The 22,714-nt window shown below is 62.1% G+C and carries 22 protein-coding genes; 9 read left to right on the top strand and 13 right to left on the bottom strand.

Features of this window, described 5'->3' with window-relative positions:
- Positions 1–27: 27 nt before the first annotated feature.
- Together AX730_RS00210 and AX730_RS00205 are read right to left on the bottom strand one after the other, a co-directional pair.
- Positions 28–2,748, bottom strand: a complete 2,721-nt coding sequence (locus AX730_RS00210; protein ID WP_062350285.1) for a TonB-dependent receptor — start codon at positions 2,746–2,748, stop codon at positions 28–30.
- Between the two features lie 117 nt (positions 2,749–2,865).
- Positions 2,866–3,258, bottom strand: a complete 393-nt coding sequence (locus AX730_RS00205; protein WP_054665503.1) for a CopL family metal-binding regulatory protein — start codon at positions 3,256–3,258, stop codon at positions 2,866–2,868.
- A 157-nt stretch (positions 3,259–3,415) separates the two neighbouring features.
- Here AX730_RS00205 and hutC point away from each other — a divergent pair, with 157 nt between their 5' ends.
- Genes hutC through hutG form a run of 4 tightly spaced genes read left to right on the top strand, consistent with a single transcriptional unit; the run spans position 3,416 to position 8,334 of the window.
- A complete protein-coding gene (gene hutC / locus AX730_RS00200) occupies positions 3,416–4,141 on the top strand; it encodes a histidine utilization repressor (protein WP_062350282.1) in 726 nt (241 codons plus the stop codon).
- A gap of 7 nt (positions 4,142–4,148) precedes the next feature.
- Positions 4,149–5,840, top strand: a complete 1,692-nt coding sequence (gene hutU / locus AX730_RS00195) for a urocanate hydratase (protein WP_062350279.1) — start codon at positions 4,149–4,151, stop codon at positions 5,838–5,840.
- Complete coding sequence (hutH, locus tag AX730_RS00190; protein WP_198146936.1) at positions 5,837–7,375, top strand: histidine ammonia-lyase; 1,539 nt, start codon at positions 5,837–5,839, stop codon at positions 7,373–7,375. Before hutU ends, hutH begins: the two co-directional genes overlap by 4 nt.
- Positions 7,372–8,334, top strand: coding sequence for a formimidoylglutamase (gene hutG, locus AX730_RS19250; protein WP_232310123.1), 963 nt, complete (start codon positions 7,372–7,374; stop codon positions 8,332–8,334). Before hutH ends, hutG begins: the two co-directional genes overlap by 4 nt.
- Here the strand turns inward: hutG and AX730_RS00180 are convergent.
- The 9 genes from AX730_RS00180 to AX730_RS00140 form a co-directional block, all read right to left on the bottom strand.
- Positions 8,331–8,882, bottom strand: a complete 552-nt coding sequence (locus AX730_RS00180) for a DUF305 domain-containing protein (protein ID WP_056878747.1) — start codon at positions 8,880–8,882, stop codon at positions 8,331–8,333. The two genes, hutG and AX730_RS00180, sit on opposite strands and share 4 nt — an antisense overlap.
- Before the next feature lie 74 nt (positions 8,883–8,956).
- Complete coding sequence (locus AX730_RS00175; RefSeq protein ID WP_046934794.1) at positions 8,957–9,271, bottom strand: hypothetical protein; 315 nt, start codon at positions 9,269–9,271, stop codon at positions 8,957–8,959.
- Positions 9,272–9,299: 28 nt separating this feature from the next.
- On the bottom strand, positions 9,300–11,726 hold the full coding sequence (locus AX730_RS00170) for a heavy metal translocating P-type ATPase (RefSeq protein ID WP_425504918.1): 2,427 nt from the start codon (positions 11,724–11,726) through the stop codon (positions 9,300–9,302).
- A 40-nt stretch (positions 11,727–11,766) separates the two neighbouring features.
- The gene (locus tag AX730_RS00165) at positions 11,767–12,309 is read right to left on the bottom strand and encodes a DUF411 domain-containing protein (RefSeq protein ID WP_080955570.1); all 543 of its coding nucleotides are present in this window, start codon (positions 12,307–12,309) and stop codon (positions 11,767–11,769) included.
- 70 nt (positions 12,310–12,379) lie between these two features.
- The gene (locus tag AX730_RS19245) at positions 12,380–13,228 is read right to left on the bottom strand and encodes a c-type cytochrome (protein ID WP_228903386.1); all 849 of its coding nucleotides are present in this window, start codon (positions 13,226–13,228) and stop codon (positions 12,380–12,382) included.
- 12 nt (positions 13,229–13,240) lie between these two features.
- On the bottom strand, positions 13,241–14,512 hold the full coding sequence (locus AX730_RS00155) for a copper resistance protein B (RefSeq protein WP_046934796.1): 1,272 nt from the start codon (positions 14,510–14,512) through the stop codon (positions 13,241–13,243).
- A complete protein-coding gene (locus AX730_RS00150) occupies positions 14,509–16,377 on the bottom strand; it encodes a copper resistance system multicopper oxidase (protein WP_062350273.1) in 1,869 nt (622 codons plus the stop codon). The genes AX730_RS00155 and AX730_RS00150 overlap by 4 nt, the downstream gene beginning before the upstream one ends.
- A 113-nt stretch (positions 16,378–16,490) precedes the next feature.
- Positions 16,491–16,910 (bottom strand): transcriptional regulator CopL, encoded by a 420-nt coding sequence (copL, locus tag AX730_RS18220; RefSeq protein WP_046934798.1) that lies wholly within the window; start codon positions 16,908–16,910, stop codon positions 16,491–16,493.
- Between the two features lie 176 nt (positions 16,911–17,086).
- A complete protein-coding gene (locus tag AX730_RS00140) occupies positions 17,087–17,437 on the bottom strand; it encodes a helix-turn-helix domain-containing protein (protein ID WP_046934799.1) in 351 nt (116 codons plus the stop codon).
- A 120-nt stretch (positions 17,438–17,557) separates the two neighbouring features.
- Here AX730_RS00140 and AX730_RS00135 point away from each other — a divergent pair, with 120 nt between their 5' ends.
- Positions 17,558–18,316 carry a hypothetical protein gene (locus tag AX730_RS00135; RefSeq protein WP_232310122.1) on the top strand — a complete coding sequence of 253 codons (759 nt, stop codon included), beginning with the start codon at positions 17,558–17,560 and terminating at the stop codon, positions 18,314–18,316.
- A 20-nt stretch (positions 18,317–18,336) separates the two neighbouring features.
- Here AX730_RS00135 and AX730_RS00130 read toward each other — a convergent pair whose 3' ends face one another.
- The gene (locus AX730_RS00130; RefSeq protein ID WP_054668669.1) at positions 18,337–19,389 is read right to left on the bottom strand and encodes a DNA-binding protein; all 1,053 of its coding nucleotides are present in this window, start codon (positions 19,387–19,389) and stop codon (positions 18,337–18,339) included.
- Positions 19,390–19,663: 274 nt separating this feature from the next.
- Between AX730_RS00130 and AX730_RS00125 the strand changes: the two genes are divergently transcribed.
- The 4 genes from AX730_RS00125 (at position 19,664) to AX730_RS00110 (ending at position 21,898) form a co-directional block, all read left to right on the top strand.
- Positions 19,664–19,960 carry a type II toxin-antitoxin system RelE/ParE family toxin gene (locus AX730_RS00125; protein WP_062350270.1) on the top strand — a complete coding sequence of 99 codons (297 nt, stop codon included), beginning with the start codon at positions 19,664–19,666 and terminating at the stop codon, positions 19,958–19,960.
- A 17-nt stretch (positions 19,961–19,977) separates the two neighbouring features.
- Positions 19,978–21,093, top strand: a complete 1,116-nt coding sequence (locus AX730_RS00120) for a HigA family addiction module antitoxin (RefSeq protein ID WP_062350267.1) — start codon at positions 19,978–19,980, stop codon at positions 21,091–21,093.
- 13 nt (positions 21,094–21,106) lie between these two features.
- Positions 21,107–21,583: a hypothetical protein gene (locus tag AX730_RS00115; RefSeq protein WP_062350265.1), complete on the top strand. Its 477-nt coding sequence runs from the start codon at positions 21,107–21,109 to the stop codon at positions 21,581–21,583.
- A gap of 72 nt (positions 21,584–21,655) precedes the next feature.
- Positions 21,656–21,898 carry a hypothetical protein gene (locus AX730_RS00110; RefSeq protein WP_062350262.1) on the top strand — a complete coding sequence of 81 codons (243 nt, stop codon included), beginning with the start codon at positions 21,656–21,658 and terminating at the stop codon, positions 21,896–21,898.
- 87 nt (positions 21,899–21,985) lie between these two features.
- Here AX730_RS00110 and phoU read toward each other — a convergent pair whose 3' ends face one another.
- Positions 21,986–22,702, bottom strand: coding sequence for a phosphate signaling complex protein PhoU (gene phoU, locus AX730_RS00105; protein ID WP_062350258.1), 717 nt, complete (start codon positions 22,700–22,702; stop codon positions 21,986–21,988).
- Positions 22,703–22,714: the final 12 nt, after the last annotated feature.

The following is a 22,714-nucleotide window of genomic DNA, read 5'->3' as shown; positions in this document are numbered from 1 at the left end:
CACGGACGGGGACAGGTGAAGCGGGCCTTACCAGTGGTAACCCACGCGTGCATACCAACGACGACCCAGCAGGTCATACGTCATCGTGTCGGTATTGGCGTCGGTGTAGCTCTGGATGAACGGGGCTTTCTTGTCGTACAGGTTGTCGATGCCGAAGGACACATCGAAGGTCTTGTTCGGTGCGTACTTGAGCTGGACATTGTGGTAGGTCACGCTGGGGGCATGATCGCCAATGTCGCCGGGGCTGGCGTTGATGTCATCCGCCTTGCCGATGTACTGCAAGCTGTATGAGCCGGACCAGGCTTCGCGCTCCATCGTCAGCGAGGTCAAGGCGCGCCAGTGAGTGAAGCTGCCACGGCCACCGGTGATCTTGCCGGCGTACTCGATCACCTCCGCGCCCGGGAACGGCCGCACGTCGTACTGGTCCAGGTAGGACACATCCACACTCAGAGTCGAATCGAACCCAGCGACCGCGAACTCGTACAGACCGCCCAGGTCGATGCCCCGTACCCGCTCATTGGCGGCATTGACCGGCTGGGACGACAGGAAGTCCACTTCACCGGTGATCGGGTTGCGGGTGAAGTTGTCATTGCCGCAGAACGGATGCGCCAAGCCCGGGGTGTTGTAGCAGATCGACAGCTTGGTTGAGCCATCGATGCGCTGGATGGCGTTGTCGATCTTGATGTTGAAGTAGTCCACCGTCAGCGTCAGTCCCGGCAGGAAGCTCGGGGTCCAGACCGCACCCACGGTCAGGGACTTGGCATCTTCCGGCTCCAGGTTAGGATTGCCGCCAGAGGTGGTGAGGATCGTGTTGCCCGGCTGCACGTAACCTGCCGGCACACCGTACGACTGGCAGTTTTGACGCACTACCGAATCAGCCGGCAAGCTACTCCAGCCGCTACAGGGATCGGTCGTGGTCAGGTTGCCTTCGGCCACGCCGCCAAACAACTCGGGGATGTTGGGGATGCGGAAAGCCGTGGCGTAGTTGGCGCGCACTTTCAAGGACGGCACGATCTGCCAATCCAGGCCTACCTTGTAGTTCACGTCTTCCCCGAACAGGTCGTAGTCGGAGTAGCGCACGGCGGCATTGAGCGTCAGGCTCTCGGCGATCACGCTGTCCTGCAGCAGCGGCACGGCAAACTCGGCGAAGGCTTCCTTGGCCGTGTACTCACCGGCGATCGGATCCTGTTGATTCGTGTTGGCAATGCCCAGCACCGTCAGCGGATCGGGATCACGCCAACCACGCTCCTTGCGGACCTCGATGCCCGAGGCAAAGCCCACCCAGCCGGCCGGCATCTCGAAGAGCTGGCCGCTGATGTTGGCCGTGAAGCTCTTCTGGTCGTTGCCGCCGTTGTCGCGCGTCCTGAAAAGGATGTAGTTGAGGACCTCGGGGGTCAGATCGCCGTAGCCGAGGTAGTCACCGCACGGAATCGCGGCACCGGGGGTGTTGCTGCACAGCGCGGTGTTGAGCGTGTCATCCACCCGGTCCAGATTGGCCACATTGGTCGAGCCATCCACACCGGTGTTGCGGCCCCAGTTCAGCGCGGCCGACCAGTCCCAGTTCATGCCGAGTTGGCCTTCGATGCCCGCGACCACGCGGAAGGTATTGGTCTCCTGGAAGAACTCGCGCGGACCGGCCTCTTCCAGACGGCGGCGCTGCAGCAGCAGGTCCTGTCCGGTCGGATTGGTCGGGTGACTGGCCGCAATGTTGATCGGGCGATAGACACCCAAGCTGCCGGGCGTGGCCAACTGGTCGGACTGGCGGTTGGTGAACATCAACTCGGTGAACACGCGCGTGGTTTCATTCACCGTGCTGTCGCCGAATAGGCTGAAGCTCAAACGCTTGATCGGATTGACGGCATTGAGATAGGGATTGCCGTTGTAGTTATGTTTGGCTGCCGAATACGGTTCATAGAAATCCCCGTCACCATTGGGATCCTGATTGAAGTTCACGCGCGAGCCGTCGGCTAGCAATGCGCGACCACCGATGGTGGCCGAGCTGCCCACACATTCGAGTTGCCCGTCGACCTCACCCAAGCCGCACGGTGCGCGTGAGGCCATGTTGACCGTGCCGGTCTCCGAGTAGTTGATGCCGGCCATCAACGAGCCGCGGTCTGACGTAATGCCCCAGGCGAAATCGAACGACTTTTCTTCGCCATCACTTTCGAAGGTCTGTCCGTACCGCACCGCCGCCTCGGCACCGTCGTAGTTCTTCTTGGTGATGATGTTCACCACGCCCGCCACGGCATCGGCACCGTAGATGGCTGAGGCGCCGTCCTTGAGGACCTCGATCCGCTCGATCAGCGCTACCGGGATGATGTTCAGGTCAACCGAGCTGTTGGCACCGGTGCCACCATTGACCACACGACGACCATTGAGCAGAACCAACGTGCGGTTGATGCCCAGGCCGCGCAGATTGACCTGAGTAGTGCCGTAGCCGTTCTCGGCCCAGTAGGCATTGGACTGGCTGCCGGCAAAACCGGCCGAGGCCGGCAGGCGCTGCAGCAGCGTCTCCACCGAAGTGGCGCCGGAGCGCCCGATGGCTTCGGCATCAACCACGCTGACCGGACCAACACCGGAGAGCTGCAGTCGTTTGATATGGCTGCCGGTGACCTGGACGGTGTCCAGCGTCTTGGCCGACTCGCTCGTGGCTCCCTGTTCAGCCTGCTGAGCCAGAGCCACCGTGGAAAAACCGGCGCACAAAAGGGCACCGACGGATACCGCCAAAGGATTGCGCTTGAAGTACATGGGTTCTCTCTCCCCCGAAGGGCAATGCATGCGTATGACCCTGGTGCCCCAGACGTGGGGGCCTATGCGACATCAGGGCGTGCGTAGACGTCGCCAATCAATGGCGACCAAGCAGCATTAGCCGATGGGAGGTCGGAACAGCCGGGATACCTGTCGTCGCAGCGGCGGCAACTCGGGCGTAGGTAGGTAGGTGCTCGTCAGGGCGTGCCGGGCGGCAAAGATGACCGGCACACGCCCGGCGAAAAAGGTGAGCACACAGCTGCAGTCGCAGGAGGTGGTGCTGCAGTCGCACTGATGATCGTTCTGATCACCCTGCCCGGCTTGCTTGCCGCCGGGAAGAATTTTGTTGCAATCGTTACTAATCTTGGCGCGTTCATTGACACGCGCGCCGCCATGCACCGAGTGGGTGCCATTCACCGCGCCTGGGGGAGGAATGTGTCGCACGGCCATCCGCGTAGTGGCCTGCGCGCTAAGGATCCCATCCGCGCAGAGCACGAGGATCAGGAACATACGCAGTAGCACGCGAAGCGACGGCATGAGCGTGTGGCGAACCCGCAGGTTGTCTATACCACAGCAATAACACGAGGAAATTCTTAGTGTCAACTGCTTGTGCAGCACAGCATCGAAAGTGGTTGGACTGGTTGTATAGACATGTAATGCTTGGGCCATGGACGAACCCAAGCCGCACTACCAGAAGCTCAAGCACTTCATCCTGCGTCACATCACCAACGGCGACTGGCCCGCGCGCAGTCGCGTCCCCAGCGAGAACGAACTGACGGCCAAGTTTGGCTTGTCTCGCATGACAGTGAATCGAGCGCTGCGCGAGTTGACCGATGCCGGCGTACTGACCCGGGTGCAAGGCGTCGGCACGTTCGTCGCCGGCCCCAAGGCCGAATCGGCGATGTTCGAGGTGCGCAGTATTCGCGAAGAGATTCAGTCACGCGGCCAGACACACTCGGTCCAAGTGCTGATCTGCGAGACGGTCGAGGCGCGCTCCAGTGTGACGACCAACTTCGGCCTGACACCCGGTACGGAGCTGTTCCACAGTCGCCTGCTCCACCACAGCGATGACAAGCCGGTGCAGTTGGAGGATCGCTTCGTGCAACCCAGCGTGGCGCCGGATTACCTGGACATCGATTTCCACACCGAGATTCCGCACCAGTACCTGATGCGTGTTGCGCCGCTGGAGCGCGCCGAACATGTGATCGAAGCCGAGACGGCAAGCAAGCGTCTGGCCGCGCAACTGAAGATCAACGAAGGCGATCCGTTGCTGGTGCTGACCCGACGTACGTGGTCGCGCGGACAGGTGGCCAGCTTTGTGCGGTTGATTCACCCGGCATCTCGTTACCGCTTTGTGGGCACCTTCCAGGTTGGCGCCCCCCTGACCCCTTGAGGATTTGATGGATACCTTGGAACGCTCCGCTTCCCCTACGCGCACCGTTCGCGCTCCGATCGGCACCCAGTTGCACTGCAAGAGCTGGCTGACTGAAGCGGCCTACCGCATGATCCAGAACAACCTGGATCCCGACGTGGCCGAGCACCCGGAAGATCTGGTGGTCTACGGTGGAATCGGTCGTGCCGCGCGTGACTGGAAAAGTTTTGATCGCATCCTGGCCACGTTGCAGGCGCTAGAGGACGATGAATCCTTGTTGGTGCAATCGGGAAAACCGGTAGGCGTGTTCCGCACGCATCCGGATGCACCGCGCGTACTGATCGCCAACTCCAACCTGGTGCCTCATTGGGCGACCTGGGAGCATTTCAACGAGCTCGATAAGAAGGGCTTGATGATGTACGGGCAGATGACCGCCGGCAGTTGGATCTACATCGGTAGCCAGGGCATCGTGCAGGGGACCTACGAGACGTTCGTTGAGCTGGGTCGCCAGCACTATGGTGGTAACTGGCAGAACAAGTGGATCCTCACCGCCGGCTTGGGCGGTATGGGGGGCGCGCAGGCGTTGGCGGCGACCTTAGCCGGGGCCAGCAGCATCGTGATCGAGTGCCAGGAGTCTCGGATCGATTTTCGTATCCGCACCCGCTATGTCGATCACAAGGCCTACTCCATCGATGAAGCCTTGCAGATCATCGAACACAGCCCGACGCCGGTATCGGTGGGCTTGCTGGGTAATGCGGCCGAACTGTTGCCGCAGTTCGTCGCGCGCGCGCGCAATGGAGGTTCCCGCCCTCACGCCGTGACCGATCAGACCTCAGCGCATGACCTGATCAATGGCTATCTGCCCGCCGGATGGACCCTCTCACAGTGGGAACAGGCGCGCGGCGGTGACGATGGTCAGCGACGCGAGCTGGCGCAGGCTGCTGCGGCCTCGTGTGCCACGCATGTGCGCGCGATGCTCGATTTCCACGCCATGGGCGTGCCGACGATCGATTACGGCAACAACATCCGCCAGGTGGCGCTGGATCAGGGCGTGGACAACGCCTTTGCCTTCCCCGGCTTCGTGCCCGCCTGTATCCGTCCGCTGTTCTGCCGCGGCATGGGCCCGTTCCGATGGGTGGCCCTGAGCGGGGATCCAGAAGACATCTACAAGACCGATGCCAAGGTCAAAGAACTGTTTCCTGACAACACGCATCTTCACCACTGGCTGGACCAGGCCCGCGAGCGCATTGCCTTCCAAGGTCTGCCCGCACGGATCTGCTGGTTGGGCTTGGGCGAGCGCCACAAGGCCGCGCTGGCCTTCAACGAAATGGTGCGCAATGGCGAGCTCAAAGCACCGATTGTTATCGGACGCGATCACCTGGACTGCGGCTCAGTAGCCAGCCCCAACCGTGAAACCGAAGGCATGCGCGATGGCTCCGATGCGGTCTCGGACTGGCCGCTGCTCAACGCGCTGCTGGCCACCAGTGGCGGTGCGACCTGGGTGAGCCTGCATCATGGCGGCGGCGTCGGGATGGGCTTCTCGCAACACTCGGGCGTGGTCATCGTGTGCGATGGCACCGAGCAAGCCGATCGCCGGCTGGCGCGTGTGCTGTGGAACGACCCAGCCACGGGCGTGATGCGCCACGCCGATGCGGGTTACGAGCAGGCACTGGCCTGTGCCCGTGAGCATGGCCTGACCCTGCCGGCCATTCTGGAGTGAATCGCATGCTTACCCTGACACCGGGCCAGCTGACGTTGGCCCAGCTGCGGCAGATCGCGCAAGGGACTGATCCCATCGCCCTGGACGCAGATTGCTGGGACAACGTCCGCGCCTCTTCGCAGGCCGTGCAGGCCATCGTGGCCGCCGGCGAGCCGGCCTATGGCATCAACACCGGCTTCGGCAAACTGGCCAAAGTCCACATCCCACGCGAGCAACTGGAACAGTTGCAAACCAACCTGGTACGTTCGCACGCCGTGGGCATGGGGCCATTGCTCGACGATGCCTGCGTGCGCCTGATCTTCGCCACCAAGATCGCTTCCCTGGCGCGGGGCTACTCGGGTGTGCGCGAGCAGACGCTGACCACCCTGATCGCGGTCTACAACGCCGGGATCTGGCCCTGTATCCCCGCCCAGGGTTCGGTCGGTGCATCCGGTGATCTGGCCCCCTTGGCGCATCTGACCTTGGCGGCCATGGGCGAAGGCCAGGTACGCGTCGACGGGCAGATCATGTCGGCCAGCCAAGCGCTGCAAGACGCCGGGATCGCTCCCATCCGACTGGCCGCCAAGGAAGGGCTGGCGCTGCTCAACGGTACCCAAGTGTCCACGGGTATTGCGCTGATGGCGCTGTTTGCTGCCGAACAAGTCTATGCAGCCGCCGTGCTAACCGGCGCGATGAGCGTGGATGCGGCATGCGGCTCCGATGCTCCGTTCGATCCGCGCATCCACGCCGTGCGTGGCCAGCCGGGCCAGATAGCAGTGGCTGCGCACTACCAGCGGCTGCTGGCCGGCAGTGCCATTCGCCAATCGCACCTTCACAACGACACCCGCGTGCAAGACCCTTACAGCCTTCGGTGTCAGCCTCAGGTCATGGGCGCGGTGCGCGATGTCATGCAGCACGCCGCCCACGTGCTGCTGACCGAAGCCAATGCAGTCTCCGACAATCCGCTGGTATTCACCGACACCGGCGAGGTGATCTCCGGCGGCAACTTCCACGCCGAGCCGGTGGCCTTTGCCGCGGACCAGCTGACGATGGCGGTGTCCGAGATTGGCGCACTGTCGGAACGGCGCATCGCCCTACTCATCGATGCCACGATCTCCGGCTTGCCCGCCTTCCTGGTCGCCAATCCGGGCGTGAACTCCGGCTTCATGATCGCGCACGTGACCGCGGCCGCCCTGGCCAGCGAGAACAAGACCCTCTCCCACCCGGCCAGCGTGGACTCCCTGCCCACCTCGGCCAATCAGGAGGATCACGTCAGCATGGCCACCTTCGCCGCGCGCAAGTCGCGCGAGGTAGCCGACAACGTGCGCCGGATCGTGGCCATCGAGCTGCTCGCCGCCTGCCAAGGCATTGAGTTCAGGCGGCCGCTGGCGTCTTCGCAGGCATTGGAGGCAGTGCATGCACAGGTGCGTAGCGAGGTCCCCCGCTACGATGAGGATCGCTATCTGGCCCCGGAAATGCAGGCGATGGAAGCCTTGATCGAGCGGGGCGGTTTGCGCGCGTTCCTGGACTGGCCGCTGCAGGATCTGCGCGCGTGAATCTGGCGTGGCACGGACGCGTGGACCTGCCGGCCACCGCCGATACGCAACGCTGGCACCAAAGGGTGGTCTTGGACCCGCAGCCTGAGGCGCCCGGCATTGCTCTGCTGGGATTTGCCAGCGATGAAGGGATTCGTCGTAACAGCGGCCGACTGGGCGCCGCACAAGGACCCGGTGCACTTCGCAACGCCTTGGCCAACCTGCCCGTGCTCCACTGTGCTCCGCTCTACGATGCGGGCGACATCACCTGCGCGGATCAGGCATTGGAGTTGGCGCAGGCCCACTACTCCCATCGAGCGCAGCAACTGCTGGATCAGGGACATTGGGTGATTGGTCTGGGCGGCGGGCACGAGATCGGCTATGCCAGCTACGCCGCACTGCGGGGTCACCTGGGCGCATCCAACGCTCGCATCGGCATCTTCAACTTCGATGCACACTTTGATCTGCGTGAGCAAGGCAGTGCGAGCTCGGGCACGCCCTTCCTGCAGGCACTGGAGCATGCCCGCAGCAGTGGCTCCCCGCTGCAGTATCACTGCATTGGTGTAAGTCGATCCGGCAACACACCGCGTCTATTCGCCACGGCCGAGCGCGAAGGCGCCCATTACCTCACCGATGACGTGCTGTGCACCTGGAACTGGCTGGCACAGGCTGAGGTGCTGCGTGCGTGGTGTGAGGCGGTTGACGTGATCTACCTGACGCTGTGCCTGGACGTGCTGCCGCAGGCTGTGGCCCCGGGCGTGAGTGCCCCCAACCCACGCGGAGTGAGTCTGGAGGTCCTGGAAGCCCTGCTGGATCTGGTCATGGCCTCGGGCAAGGTACGTGTGGTCGACGTGGCGGAACTGTGTCCGCCCTTGGATCCGGATCAGGCCACCGCACGTGTGGCCGCGCGTTTGATCCACCGCATGGTCAGTGCGCACGCTCAATGGGGTGATACCGGCTGGCAAAAGGCAGTGAGCTAGCGGGAGCGCTCAGCCAACAGTTGCTTCATCTGCGCGATCTCCTGTGTCTGCGAGGTGATGATGTCTTGGCAGAGCTTCACCAACTCAGGGTCCTTCAGGCGATTCTCCTCGCACATCAGGATGGCGCCAGCGTGGTGGGGAATCATCGAACGGATGAACTGCTTGTCAGTGACCGCTGCTTGCGTGCGAATTCCCCACCAGCAGAACAGCATGAACGCGAGCGTCAGAGCAGCCAGAATCAGATTGCGTCGACGATCGGGGTACATGCTGGACATGAGCCACAGCTCGATCAGCAGCATGGGAGCGGCCATCAGGCCCGCCATGTAGAACTGGTTGACGTTGTTATAGACGTTGGCCCACTGATCGACCATGGCGTACATCAAGGCGTACATGGCCACGAAAGACAGGCCCATCATCAACAACAGGCGGCCATAGTGGCCTTGATGCCCTTGCTGGGCCTGGTGGGCAGGTGGGTGCGAGGCGTGCGGCTTTGCGTGCCGGGACTGCGGGTCGTGCGCGTTTTCGTGCGTACCGTGCGAAGAGGTCATAACAATCTCCGTGGGAATGGCAGAACGGCAGAAGAACCTGGGAGCCGCTGATGCGGCTCCCAGGCCGACAACACTTACATGCCCTTGCCGGCAGCGAATTCCTGCGGGCTCAGCTTGCCGTCCTTGTTGCTATCGAGCATGCCAAAGTGGGGTGCCAGCTTGTGCTTGGCCAGCTCTTCCTTGGACAACGAGCCGTCCTTGTTGGCATCGAGCTTAGTGAAGTCGGCATCGGCCGCGGCCGGCTTGTGCTGACCATGCTCCTGCTTCTTATGATCCATCGGCTTGTGCTGGCCGTGGTCGGTGGTGGGCGTGGTGGTCTGGCCACCGGCGAAGGCCGCGCCGGCCATCAGGAACAGGGCCATCATCGAGAGGGAGGCATAACGCTTCATTGCAGTACTCCTTGTGGGATATGAGCCATCAGTGACAGGAATGGCCGCGCGCAGGCTCATCGGCGCGGTCAGGGTGAGAGGTGGCAACAACGGTGGAGCCGGACAAACGCAAGGCATTGGTGACCACCGAAACCGAGCTCAGGCTCATGGCCAGGGCCGCCATCATCGGACTGAGCAAAAGGCCGAAGCTGGGGTACAGCAGGCCGGCGGCGATGGGCACGCCGATGGCGTTGTAGACGAAGGCGAAGCCCAGGTTCTGCTTCATGTTGGCCACTGTCGAAGACGAGATGGCACGGGCTTGCACGATGCGCCTCAAATCACCCTTGACCAGGGTGAGCTGGGCGCTGGACATGGCCACATCCGTGCCCGTCCCCATCGCGATGCCCACATCGGCTGCCGCCAGGGCCGGCGCATCGTTGATGCCATCGCCGGCCATGGCCACACGACGCCCTTGGGCTTTGAGTTGCTGGACCAGTTCGGCCTTGTCCTGAGGTTTGACGCCGCCACGCACATCGTCGATGCCCAGCGTGCGCCCCACGGCCTCGGCCGTCGCCTGTGCGTCACCGGAGGCCATCACCACGTGCAGGCCATCGGCACGTAGCAGGTTCAAGGCAGGCAAGGTCGTGGTTTTGATGGGATCTGCTACCGCAATGGCACCGGCCAATCGTCCATTGACCGCCAGGAACATCACGCTGGCGCCTTCCTTGCGCAGACGCTCAGCGCTGCTCTGCAAGGGCGCAACATCAGCCCCTATCGATGCCATCAAGCTTTGGTTGCCAAGCACAACATCCTGATCGGACACGCGCCCGCGAACGCCTTGACCGGTGAGCGAATCGAAATCTTGGGCGGCCACCAGGTTCAAGCCACGTCGCTGGGCTTCAGCCACGATGGCCTCGGCCAAGGGATGCTCACTGCCCTGCTCCAAGCTGCCAGCCAAGCTGAGGATCTGATCGGCATCGAAGCCGGCGTAGGAGAGCGTGTCGCGAAAGGCTGGACGCCCCTCGGTCAACGTACCGGTCTTGTCCACGATCAACGTGTCGATCAGACGTAGCTGTTCGATCGCCTGAGCATCGCGGAACAGGACCCCGACCTGTGCAGCGCGGCCGGTGGCGACCATGATCGACATGGGGGTAGCCAAACCTAGGGCGCACGGGCACGCAATGATCAGAACCGATACGGCATTGAGGACGGCAAAGGTCCAGGACGGTTCGGGTCCAAACAGGCCCCATCCGAAGAACGTGAGCACCGCCGTGGCCAGCACGGCCAGGACAAACCAGTACGCCACCTTGTCCGCCATACGCTGCATCGGCGCGCGGGAGCGCTGGGCTTGGGCTACCAACTGCACAATCTGCGCCAGTACCGTCCCGGATCCCACTTTGTCCGCCCGGATGACCAAGGCGCCCGTCCCGTTGAGCGTGGCGCCTATAACGTGATCACCGACAGCCTTCTCCACCGGAATGGGTTCACCGGTCAGCATCGACTCATCAACACTGGTGCGGCCTTCGATGACTTCCCCATCGACCGGCACCTTCTCGCCCGGTCGTACGCGAAGCAGATCACCCACGTGCACGTGATCCAGCGCAACGTCCTCTTCGCCACCATCGGGTTTGACGCGGCGAGCCGTCTTGGGCGCCAATCCCAGCAGGGACTTGATGGCCGCCGAGGTTTTGGAACGCGCCCGCAGTTCCAGCAGTTGTCCGAGCAGGGTGAGCGAGACGATGACCGCTGCCGCCTCGAAGTAGACCCCTACCCGTCCATGCTCGCGGAAAGAGTCCGGAAACAGGCCCGGTGCCACGGTGGCCACCACGCTGTAGCCAAACGCGGCGGCCACGCCGATGCCGATCAGCGTCCACATGTTGGGGCTGCGATTGCCGATGGACTGCAGGCAGCGTTCAAAGAATGGCCACCCCGCCCAGAGCACCACTGGAGCGCTCAGCACGAGCTCAATCCAGGTGCGCGCCTGCGTGGACAAGCCGGGCAGACGGTGTCCCAGCATGGCCAAGACTAGGACGATCAAGGTCAAGGGCAATGTCCACCAGAACCTTCGGGTGAAATCGCGTAACTCCGGATTGTCGTCCCCCTCCAGCGAGGGCATCTCCGGCTCCAGCGCCATGCCGCAGATCGGACAGGTGCCGGGACCTGGCTGACGAATCTGCGGATGCATCGGGCAGGTGTAGACCGTGGCGTGGGTACCGCTGGGTTGGACCACCGCTGCTGGGGCGGTCACTTCAACTTGCTGGGGAGCATCGTCCGTAGAGCGGACGGGATTGGTGATGAACCGCTCTCGGCATTTGGCTGAGCAGAAGTGATACTTCGTTCCGCCATGCAGGGCGTGGTACGGCGTTCTAGCCGCGGAGACCTGCATACCGCATACCGGATCACGCACCGAGTCTGGACCATCGCTGGCACCCTGCGGCATCGCCTTGCCGGCTTCATCGTGGGAATGAGGGGACATGGATCACTCTGGTCTGGAAGAAGGGATCGCGAGCAAACTGTCAGCTGCGTTGACCGTGCAGGACGTAAGGCTGCGTGGTGCCATCGGGCAGTACGAACTCCACCGTATAGGGTTGAACGCGTCCGTCGGGCATCTCCATGCCAGGAGAACCGGCAGGCATCCCCGGTAGCACCAATCCACGGCCTACCGGGCGCTCACGCAGCAGGCGCAGGATGTCCTGCACCGGCACATGACCTTCGACGATGTAGCCATCGATCTCGGCGGTATGGCACGAGCCGCGTCCATAGGGAACGCCCAAGCGCGCCTTGATCGGGTTGAGGTCTTCGCTGTTGTGCACCTCAACCGTAAAACCTGCTTTCTCCAGATGCTCCACCCACAGTTGGCAGCAACCGCAGGTCGCACTCTTATGTACTTTGACCAACGGCAACGGACGCTGCGGTTGAGTGACCTGCTGCGCAGCCGCCGATGTCGGAGATTGGGCGTCCGATGCCGCCTCTGAATTGACAGCCGATTCGGGGCGCGCGCATGCGGTCAGCGACAAGGCCGTGGCCAGCAGAAAGAGACAGCTGCGTGAAGTGTTCATCATGCTTCCTTAAGAGATGCCCGAGCGCCGAGGCGCTCGGGCGTGGAGCCGGGGCAGCTCCATGAAGGGATCAATGCTGGTGATCGTGGCCGTCATCGGCCTTGGGAGCTGGCTCGGCTGGTTTGGCTGGCATGGAGCCGTGCTGATCGTGCTCGCCCTCGGACTTGGCCTGCGCAGGTTGCTTTGCCGGCTCGGCCGCATGCACGTGCGTCTTGCCGTCGGCATGCACATGCGTGGTGCCTTCCTTAGGCTTGCTCATGTCCATGCCCATGCCACCTGCTTCATGCCCCTGGCCATGGCCATGGCCATCACCCATCTCTTCGCTATCACCGCCGCCATGGTGATCTGCACCCGCTTCCTCGCCATGCGAGTGCCCGCCGGTCTCACCGCCACCGTGTGAATGGCCATCACTGCTGGCTACCAACGCCTGGTAGCCGGCCTTGTCCAGCTTGGGCAGCTTCTGCAGGAAGGCCGACATGTTCCAGATGAACTCATCGTCCATGCTGCCGCCCCACGCAGGCATGCCGCTGGCCTTGATGCCGTGCTTGATCACCCAGAACGCCTCAGCTGGACCCACCGGGTGCTTGCTTAGGTTTGGTGGCGCGGGGTACAGACCCTTGCTCATCTCGGTGGCCGCCGCATCTGGCGAAAGATGACAGGTCACACACATAGCGTTGTAGTTGCCCGCACCCTGGCGGATACGCTCAGGATCATCCAGGTTCGTGGGTACCTGAAGCTTGGCGGCGCGCACCTCAATGGAACGCTCACGCGCCGTTTCAAGTAGCGCATACACCGGGCGACTATGCGGATCATCAGCGGCCACGTTGTACACGCCCAGAGAGACCGCGGCGGTTGCGACCACCGCAACCAATGCCACGCCGGCGCCGAGCCATACCCACATCTTCTTGTTGGATTTCATTGTCAGTTCCCCTTAGAACCAGGTACGAAGGCCGATGACCAAGCGCGTGTCTTCAAAAGACTCGCCATGCTCGCGTCGCATGTCTGCGGTATTGCCAAACGCACGCTCGTACACCACGCCGATGTAGGGAGCGAACTTTCGGGTGAACTCATAACGAAGTCGCAGGCCCGCCTCAGCGGTACTCAGACCCGAACCTATTCCGCGCAATGGATCGTTCTTGCCATACGCCGTGACCTCCACCAGCGGCTGCAGGATCAGCCGATTGGTCAGCAGCAGTTCGTACTCGGCCTCGACATTGGCAGCAGTCTGGCCGCCTTCGCCGAGATAGGCTGTGGCGGATACTTCGAACTTCATCGGTGCCAAGCCCTGTACGCCGATAGCGGCGAAGTTCTGCGAAGCCCCCGGCTTGAAGTCATGGCGCACACCGGCCACCACATCCCACCACGTGGAGATACTGCGGCCGTAGAGCACTTCCAGATCAGCCGACTCGGTCTGACCATCTGTGCGTTCGCCTTCACTGCGGAACCAGACGCGATTGAGGTCCGTACCGATCCAACCCTGACCCTCCCAACCCAGCCCGGTGCCCGGATCGGCATCCCAGGCTTCCAGGCGATTGAGCAGTACGTAGCTCTTGATCGAATTGTCATGCACCGGATGCGCGTGTGCGGGCGCGATGGCCGCCTGACGATCAGCCTCGGTCACCGCAGGAATCGGGGTGCGCGGCTGCGTTGGTGCGACAGGCCCATGTCCCATCTGACTGTGGTCCATGCCCTCCATCGATTGCATGCCAGCTTCTGGCGTAGCGGATGCGGGCGAACCGTGGCCCATCTGCGAATGGTCCATCCCCTGCATCGCAGGCGTGGACGTGCTGGAGGCGTCGGACGCAGCGGGCTGTGCCATCTGACTGTGATCCATGCCCTGCATCGGCTGCGTCTGCGCTTTGGGCGCTGCAGGTGTACTCGCGGGCGAGCTGTGCCCCATCTGCGAGTGGTCCATGCCCTGCATGGCAGGCTCGGCTGCTTGAGCCGGCGGCGCGGCATGGCCCATCGCCGCATGATCGATAGTCGCTTCGCTGGTCTTGGCCGGTGTTGTAGGTTTGGGGGCTGGCGCAGGCTTTGATGTCGGCGCCTGATGTGCAGAGTGATCCTGAGCCTGGGTCTGCGCGCCCTGCTCCATCGGCATGGAGCCGTGCTGCATGGATTGGGCGCTGGCCGCATTGGCCAGGGCCAGCGAGATAGCCAGGGTCAGCGCAGTCAGGGTGGTATTGCGTCTATTGATGTTCATTCGTCGACCCTCACCGTGCGCATCATTCCGGCTTCCATGTGATAGAGCAGGTGGCAATGGAACGCCCAGCTGCCCAACGCATCGGCACGCACGCGATACGTACGTCGGCTGCCTGGCGGCATGTCCACCGTGTGCTTGCGCACCATGAAGTTGCCGCTATCGTCTTCCACATCGCTCCACATGCCGTGCAAATGGATCGGGTGGGTCATCATCGTGTCGTTGACCAATACGATGCGCATGCGCTCGCCGTAGTTCAGCCGTAGCGGCTCGACATCGGAAAACTTCTGACCATTGAAACCCCAGGAGAATTTCTCCATGTGTCCGGTCAGATGCAGCTCGATCTCGCGACCGGGGTCGCGTCCGTCAGGGTCTTCAAAGGTGCTCTTGAGCATGGAATACGTCAGTACATGACGGCCGTTATCGCGCAGGCCATTGCCCGGATCGTCCAAGCGCGAAGTCACGCTCATGGCTTGGTTGTCCAACAGCGGATTGTTGGTCTCGCTGGCAGGGTGTGATTGCATGCCCCCATGCTGCATGCCGGCCATGGCACCATCGCCGGCGGCGGGCATCGCGTGACCCGCATGGGCCGAGGCCTCATTGCCGCTGGCAGGTGGGGTCATGCCGGGCATGCCCATGGCTGCACCACAGCCGCCTTCCATGCCCTTGCTGCCGCCAGACATATCCATCGATCCATGATCCATGCCCATGTCTGCCATCGTCAGCAGCGGCCGGGGATCCACAGACGGAAGAGGCGCGCGTAGTCCTTCGCGCACGGCGAGCGTGCCGCTGACGTAGCCGGTGCGACCGGAGTCCTGGGCAAAGATGGTGAATGCGTCCTGCCCGGAGGGCTCCACGATCACATCGAAGGTTTCTGCTACTGCAATGCGGAACTCGTCGACCGAAACCGGATGGACGTACAAGCCATCCGCCGCGACCACGGTCATCTTCAACCCCGGAATACGCACATCGAAGTACGTCATGGCAGAGCCATTGATGAAACGCAGACGCACCTTCTCGCCACTGCGGAACAACCCGGTCCAGTTGCCCAGAGAGGTCGTGCCGTTCATCAGGTAGGTGTAGGTGTTGGCGTTGACGTCGGACAGATCCGTGGGCGTCATTCGCATCAGGCCCCACATCTTGCGATCTTCCAACGTGGCCGACAGACCATTGCGCTTCACATCGCGCGCGAAATCGCCGACCGTGCGCTTGTAGTAGTTGTCATGGCCCGGCATCTTCTTCAAACGATCGAACAGGGCCGTCGGGTCCAGGTCTGTCCAATCGCTCAGCATCACGACGTAGTCGCGATCGAAGCTGAAAGGCTCTGGCTCCAGTGGATCGATCACGATCGGTCCATAAAGCCCAGCTTGTTCCTGGAAACCTGAGTGGCTGTGGTACCAGTAGGTTCCGCCCTGATGCAGGGTGAACCTATAGTGGTAGGTCTCACCACGTCCGATGCCGTCAAAGCTCAGGCCCGGCACGCCGTCCATGTTGGCCGGCAGAATGATGCCGTGCCAATGGATGGAAGTATCCGTGCCATGGAGGGAGTTGGCCGGCAATGCATTGGAGACACGCAGGTTGACCGTGGTGCCTTCCCGCCACCGCAGCAACGGCGCCGGAACGGACCCGTTGACCGTGATCGCGGTGCGGGTCTTGCCGGTGAAGTTCATCGGCGTCTCGCCGATGGTCAGGTCAAACTCGGTGCCCGACAATACGTTGGCTTGTCCGGGGCCCTTGAGCGCCCAACTGGCTTTGGGCCAGAACCCCAATCCTGCGACTGCGCCTCCCAAGGCCAAGCCTTGGACAAATCGCCGCCGCGAAGGCAGCAGCGGTCCACCATGTGGACCACGAAAATCATCATGCGACATGTAAATGCTCCAAGCGTCGTGTTGCCACCGGCAGGCGGTGGTACAGAGCGGGTGGCTGGCCTATACAGGCATGCAAGCCACACCAACGGCGCCATTGCGGCGCCTAGGGACGCTTAGCCGATCGGTGGTCGGATCAGATGAGGCAAGGCAGGCGCCGGATGCCCCAAGGGCAGCGGCATGACATCCAGGCCCAAGGCCAGTTGTACCGAAACATGCAGGCGCGCAGGCAATGCGCTCGCGCACGCGTGCACGCAGGCGCACCGGCACGCAGACGACTTGCAACAGTCGGGGCCGGCATGATCGCCGTGCCCAGTGCCAGCCTTTTCAATCGATGTGGCATCGGGATGATGCTCAGCACTGTGATGGGCGACGCAGTCTTCGTCGACTTGCACCGCGGCAGCGACTTCGCTGGCCTGCTCTTCCATCACCGGATTCATACTGACCGACGCAAACGCCGACCACGCCCCGTTAAGCACGAGCATGGCGATCAGGATCAGTCGCAGTAGAAGTGAGGAGGCTGACACGGGCGACATGGTAAATCACTTTAGACAAGGCGCGCGTGTATCGGTCGTGAACAAAATCTCAGGCAGGCCTGAGATGCCGCGCCCCGTTAGTCGCGCTAGCCGCGCCCACTGGTGTTCCATCCGGGGGCGCTCCAAAGGGCCGGGTTGAAGCGAAGTGCTGCCCATAAAGCGAGCGACCGTACGGCCTACTTCTCGGATGTGCTCTCGATCAGCTTCACCAGCTCGCGCTTCTGCTGCTTGCTGAGCGAGCCCCAGCGTAGGAGCAACTTCGCCAGCAGATCATCATCGGTGTACAGCAACGCGGCGGGGATCCCCAACGCTTGAGCCAACCGCTCAGCGGTCTCCAGCTTCGGCTCGTGCTTGCCACGCTCGTACTGGTTGATTCGGGGGCTGGCCACGTGAGGATCCAGACCGGCCCGGATGCCCAACTCCTTCTGCGACAAGCCCGTGTGCAGGCGGGCTTGTTTGAGGCGTCGAGCGAAGGTCGGTGTTGAGTCGACTGACAAAGTCACGCGCGCACCCCATGGAGACCCCATAAGGATGGCGGATGTACCCTGCCTTGCATACTAAGATATTCTTAGCTTTGAGGCAACCGGCGACCCCGGTAGCGCTGCCATCGCCAGGAGCCACGCCGCTCCCTCACCCTCGGAACCCGCATGCCCGGAACCTCGTCAATGACGCCATCTGGGGTCGCCAGCATCGAGGCGTTGGGGCTTCGTGGCACCCTTTTCCTTGCCGCGCTGCTGGCCGCGCAGCTACGACGCATACCGGTGGCGCCCACACGCCGCTCCACCTTGCTGGTGCTGGACGCCTTGCGAGACTTGGCCCTGATCCAAGTTCCCTGGCCAGCGGATCGATGGCAGATCCGACCCGATGCCGAGGTCACGCCCATCGAAGATCTGCAATGGGCTTTCGCCTGGTCTACCCACGAGCGCAGGCACCTGCTCCCGGTGCTGGAAGACCAACTCGGTGATATGGCACACGATGTAGAACTGGCGGACGCAAAACTAGAGCTGTGGGATGAACTTGCACTCTGGGAGACCGAGCAGTTTCTAGAGCAGCAATTGCTCAAACATCACTTCGACCCAGGCTGGGCACGTGATGTGGGGTTCGCGTTTCAATCCGGACCGCGGGGTCTGCCGATCGCGCAGTGGCGCTATTGTTGCTGGGCGGCGGTACGCCAAGGCGCGTCGGTGGCAATGCGTCTTGGCGTGCACGACAGCGCCCATGTGCGCGAGGCCATCTTTCAAGAGGTCAAGAAGCGCTTGCGCTACCTGATGACCAGTTCGCCCCAGCAAGGCATGTTCAAGCCCTACCATCTGGCACCGGAGTCCTCAGTAGCCAAGCTGTTCGTAGACTGGGTCGTACCTATGGAATGGGCGTACTGGACTGGGGAGCGCTATCCCGGCCGCTAGCAGGCAAACGAGTAGCCTCGTTAGTCCGCTCCCCCACCCTGCGTACTGCTGCGCCGGGTTCTCTTCACCGTATTTTGTGCCGGCGTCAGTTGATTCAGCAGGGGCTCCAGCGCTTCAAGACGCGCGTTGGCACGCAACGCATCGGCTTCAGCGCTCTGGCGGCGCTCACGCTCCTGCGCAAGGGTGTCTTGGACTTGAGCTAGCTCGCTGCGCAGGGCATCCAAGGCCTTGACGTCAGTCTTCCAGCGCTCCTGCAGTGCCATGTGGTCCGTTGCGGTCTGGCGCAACGCCACGATCTCGCTGTGTTGGCCTTCGTGGACCTGCCTCAACTGGACAAGCTCACGCTCAATCCGCCCATGGCGCTCCAGCCATTGGCCATTGTCGCGGTTAAGCACCAACAGCTCCTGATTCTTCGCGCCCAAGGCTTCATTGGCCTGACGTAAGGCTACTTGCAGCTCTTGGATCTGATGCTCGTGACGGCGAAGCTCTTGCTCGCGCTGCTCTTTGGTTGAAGCGCGGTAGTGCTCGAGCGCTTCCCGGGCGTGGGCATGCTTGTCCTCCAGAGAACGCGTATGCGCCTCGTAATCAGCCAGCCGCACCGTCATGCCGGCGATGCGCTCATTCAACTGGGCGATTTCCGCGACCTTGTCGCGCAGATTCTGCTGAAGTAGGGCGTGAGCGGCTTGCTCTTGCGTCAAGCTGGTCTCAGTGCGCTGCAGCTGACTGCCCAGGGCAGCGGCTTCCTGTTGGGCGGTGGAAAGCGCTTGTTGCTGACGCTGGAGTTCGGCCCCATGGCGTTCTCGCTCCCTGGTGAGGATCGCTTCTGCCTCCTCTTGAAGTCGCGCAGCCAGGCGCGCGACCAAGTCTTGCAAGGCCTCACTCACGGCCACCGCACGTGACGGACCGCCGCCCTCCTCCTCTTCCAGTTCACGCAAGTAGCGATGGATCGTGGTCTTGGAGCCCGTGTTGCCCAGAGCCACCCGAACCGCGTCCACGGAAGGCTTCTTGCCTTGGGCCAGCAGCGCGTCACGCGCTTTCTGGACATCCCCTTTGTAGAGTCCTGCGCGCGCCATGATGCTGTTCTCCAATTATTTCGTAATGTATTACATACCATGTAATTACATACTAATAAAGAGTGCAGGCGGCCGTTCGGCGGCGGCTTTGCTCAGGCGGGATAATGTTGAATTATCCCGCGTGATAGCTCCTCAACCCCGAAGATGGCGCTCTGGCGGTACGGAACCCGGCGAGACCCCCTACTTGCGCAACGACAATCACCCTTGAAACTACGATATGACCCTATTACACTAAGTGTAAAAGAGGCATACGAAAGGTTGGGCATCCGCAGACATGGAAGTCAGGTTCGAGAACGAAACCCTTAAGCAACTGGAATCGGATGCCACGTTTACGGCAGGCCTGGATGGCGCTCTGGTCAAAGCCTTCCGCAAACGCATGCAACTGATCCGTGCTGCACCAGATGAACGCGTCTTCTACGCCATGAAGTCCCTGCACTACGAAAAGCTTAAAGGAGATCGTGCGCATCAACGCTCGATGCGCTTGAACGACCAATGGCGACTGATCCTCCGCCTGGAAGAGGACGAGACCGGCAAGCTGGTCGTGATTGTTTCAATTGCCGATTACCACTGATCCCCAAGGACACGCCTATGAACACGTTCGCCGAAGTCTTTCCGCCGGGCGAATTCCTCCGAGAGGAACTGGAGGCACGGGGATGGACGCAGACCGAGTTGGCCGAGATCATCGGTCGCCCCGTGCGGCTGATCAACGAGATCATCGCCGGGAAAAAAGGCATTACCCCCGAGACGGCTATCCAACTGGGCGACTCGCTGGGTACCGGTGCCGAGCTTTGGATGAACCTGGAGAGCCAGTATCAGCTTTCCAAGGTTCGTACGGCCGATGACCTGATCAGCCGGCGGGCGCATCTGTATGAGCGCTTCCCCGTGCGCGAGATGGTTAAGCGGGGCTGGATCTCCGCAAGCAAGAACATCGACGTGCTGGAACAGCAGTTCCTGCAGTTCTTCGGCCTCGGGCAGTTGGATGAGCCGGTTTTCTTTTCGCATGCGGCCAAGAAGAGCGACGCCGAGGCTCCACCCATGATCCTGCAACTGGCTTGGTTGCGCCGAGCCTGCCAGGTGGCTGGACAAATCGTGAGCGCGCCCTATGACGAGGCCGCATTGCGGCAGGCCCTGCCACGCCTTGCGGCGATGCGTAGCGCACCTGAGGAAACCCGCCACGTGGCGCGCCTGCTGGCCGAATGCGGGGTCCGCTTTGTGGTCGTGGAACCGATCGCAGGTACCAAGATCGATGGCGCCTGCTTCTGGCTGGCCGACGACCAGCCGGTGGTGGCTTTGTCGCTGCGCTTGGATCGGATCGACAACTTCTGGTTCGTATTGCGCCACGAACTGGAGCACGTGTTGCATCGGCATGGGCGTGAGCGGGGTTACATCCTGGATCAGGAAATTGAGGCCACCGCCTCCGAACAGATCAATGAGGAAGAAGTGGTCGCCAACACCGCCGCTGGCGCTTTTTGCGTGGACCCGGCCGAAATGAGCGGCTTCATTGCTCGGGTCAACCCGTTCTTCAAGGAAGAGCGTGTGGTGCTGTTTGCGCAGCGCTTGAACGTTCACCCCGGCCTGGTCGTAGGCCAATTGCAGCGTCGCCTGGGTCGCTGGGATCTGTTTCGCAAGCACCAGGTCAAGGTTCGCTCGTTTGTCACCGGCTCAGCCCATACCGATGGCTGGGGCGTTGTCCACACCGACTGATGGAGGCTCCCCCATGTCCTACACCACCGCTGTCAAAGAGTACGTCGAGCGTTACAAAGCCGAAACCGGCATCGAGGGTCCGCTGGACACCCACGCCGTGGCCGAATGGGCCTGGCGCAATGGTCTGCACACGCCCAATGCCCGGACGGTCATCGACGCCATCGCTGCTGACATTGCCCAGGTGTTCCGTGAGGAGTATCGCGTGGACCGCCACGGTCGTCGGTACCGAGCCAAGCATGCGGCGACCTATAAGCGAGGCAACAAGACACTCTCCTTGTGGGCAGATCTGGACGATCCGCAGGCCCCGCACAACCACTTCGTAAGGTCCTTCGCCCAGCGCCGCCAGCAGATCGTGGGTGACTGCCTTCAGCTCAAGACTGATGTCGATGTGTACAACGACAAGCGCGAACCCACCGAGCCGATCCAGATCCCGCTGGATTTCACCCTGGACGTGATGGAGCTGCAGCAGCCCTATCGCAAAGCGGCCTGATTCCTTCAATGCGCCCCCTCCGTGGCAGGACGCATTGGATCTTTCCTACGCCACGAATACAGGAGATATCCGATGTCCAAGCGTGAACAGTCCGGCCCGAAGGTCACCCGCACCGCCTCCTCGGCGTTGCGCGATCCCGGCGCCAGCAAGACGGCCAAGTCCTTGGCAGGTAGTGCGCTGGCCCAGGCCGGTACGTCCAAGCAGTCCTCTGGATCCACGGCCAGCACTGCGGCAAAGGCCCTCAACGATGGCCGCACCAGTGCCTCTACGCGCACTCTGGCCGGCAGTGTGTTGACCCAGAAGTCCAAGAAGTGACCGCAACACAAGGGTGCCGGCCGTAACCCGGCTGGCACCCTTGGACATGACGTTTCATTGCAGGTAACAGAGCGCCGAATCAGCCCGCTAGCGCTTGGGTGATAGCTGAGCGAGCGAACTGCTTTCGTCCTGCTTGGGTCGATCTTGTGTTGGCGCTGCGCCACTCACCAGATACACCACGTTCTCCGCGATGTTGGTAGCGTGATCGCCGATACGCTCGATGTTCTTGATGACGAACAACAGGTGAGCCAGGTCCAATGCCGGCACTTGATCGTCGGTCATCGCCTCGACAATGTCTTGGAACAACAGCGTGTGCAACGCATCGATAGTCGCATCATGTTCCCAGACACCTTGAGCCTGTTGCGCATCTCGCTTCGCAAAGGCTTCTCCGGCGTCATGAAGCTGCAGCAGGGCTAAGTCGACCATGCGCTGGAGAGGTTCAGCAAATGCATTTGGCAGCTTATGTGGAGCCATGGCGATGACGCGCTTAGCAATGTTGCTGGCCAGATCGCCTGCACGTTCCAGGTTGGCGGCGATACGTATAGCGGCCATGACGTGGCGTAGATCCACCGCAAGCGGTTGTCGACGCGCTATCAGACTGATGGCCTCCTCTTCAATCCGGGCCGCCAGTCGGTCCATCTGGGTGTCTTGCGCCTTTACGCTCTCTGCAAGTTCCTTGCTGGCATGGCGCAGCGCCCACACCGCATCGGTGAGTTGCCGCTCGGCCAGTTGCCCCAACTCGCTTATTTGCTGGGTGATGGCCTCAAGTTCAGTGTCAAACGCCTGCACGATGTGGTCTGTCATGATCAGCTCTCC

It is taken from the genome of Pseudoxanthomonas mexicana, assembly GCF_001556105.1.
Classification (GTDB): Bacteria; Pseudomonadota; Gammaproteobacteria; order Xanthomonadales; family Xanthomonadaceae; genus Pseudoxanthomonas_A; species Pseudoxanthomonas_A mexicana_A.
This window is presented reverse-complemented; position numbering and strand designations above follow the sequence as displayed.